Source organism: Actimicrobium sp. GrIS 1.19, from assembly GCF_035984655.1.
Classification (GTDB): Bacteria; Pseudomonadota; Gammaproteobacteria; order Burkholderiales; family Burkholderiaceae_D; genus Actimicrobium.
In genome coordinates this window covers 1-1,454 of the sequence record NZ_JAXCHT010000083.1, presented here as the reverse complement: position 1 = coordinate 1,454, position 1,454 = coordinate 1, and the positions used below count along the sequence as shown (strand labels likewise).

Genomic DNA, 1,454 nt, shown 5'->3' with positions numbered 1-1,454 from the left:
TAAAGTGGACCCACGATTTGAGACAGCGGTTTAAGCTATGTTTCTCACGTTAGGGTAGCGGCGAATGGCGGAAATAAAGAAGCGGAAAGTGCACAGCGCGGAGTTCAAGGGGAAAGTCGGTCTCGAGGCAGTGCGCGGGGTTAAAACGTTGAACGAGATTGCTCAACAGCATGGTGTTCATCCGGTGATGGTGGCCCAGTGGAAAAAAGAAATTACTGCCCGTGCCGGCACCTTGTTCGAAGGGAAGCGAGGTCCGAAGGCTGTAGCGACGCCTGATGATGACGACCGGTTATACGGTGAAATCGGGCGCCTCAAGATGGAATTGGATTGGCTTAAAAAAAAGTCATGCCTGTGAGCGGAGCCGTGCGACTGGGCTGGATCGAAGCCGTCGGCGAACTATCGCTGGTGCGCCAGTGCGAGCTGGCCGGTGTCTCGAGGGCGACGGTGTATCGCCCGCGTGAGGTGGCTCTTCCTGACGACGATGAGATGGCCTTGTGCGCGCTGATCGACGAAGAATTCACGCGTCACCCGTTCTACGGCAGCAGACGGATGGTGGTGATTCTGAAGCGGCAAGGATGGCTGATCAATCGCAAGCATGTGCAGCGATTGATGCGCATCCTGGGGCTGGCGGGGATGGCTCCGGGACCGGGCACGGCAGTTCAGCATCCAGGCCACAAGGTGTATCCGTACTTACTGCGTGGCGTCGCTATCGTGCGGCCAAACCATGTCTGGAGTACGGACATCACGTATATCAGGCTGGCGCGCGGCTTTGCGTATCTGGTCGCTATCATCGACTGGTATTCGCGGCGTGTGCTGACCTGGCGCATCAGCAACAGCATGGACGCATCGTTTTGCGTGGACTGTCTGGAAGAGGCATTGATCGATCACGGCAAGCCTGACATATTCAACACCGACCAGGGTAGTCAGTTCACCAGCATGGCGTTTACAGGGGTCTTAATACGTGCAGGAGTTGCCATCAGCATGGACGGGCGCGGCCGTGCATTGGACAACATCTTCGTTGAGCGCCTGTGGCGCAACGTCAAGTACGAGGACGTGTACTTGAACGGCTACGCCACGATGGGTGACCTGCATGCGGGGCTGACAGGATACTTCGCCTTTTACAACGGCGAGCGGCCACACCAGGCGTTGAACTATCAGACGCCAGATGCAGTGTACGAAAGTGGCGAAGGTGGTGGCGCCATGATCATCGACAAATACGGCAGCGTTTCTGCACTAGATTCGCCTGAGGCAATAACAGGGCTGAATGTAGATAGTGCTGGGCAGCACGGAGCTAAACACCAAACTCCGCCCTGCCGGGAGTCGATCGCGATGACTTCCTTGCTCTCGGGTGGGTGAAATTAAGCAAGACAGGGCAGCGCTGGTCCGCTGCATGCAGGCTCAAGAACATAGCTTAAATTCAGACCAAAACTGTCTTGACGGATGGGTCCACTTTA

Annotated in this window: 1 pseudogene; it reads left to right on the top strand. The window is 56.4% G+C overall.

The annotated features are described in order from the left end of the window. Positions 1 to 64: 64 nt before the first annotated feature. Positions 65 to 1,221 (top strand): annotated as a pseudogene (locus RCH09_RS19625) (IS3 family transposase); the annotation flags it as partial. Positions 1,222 to 1,454: the final 233 nt, after the last annotated feature.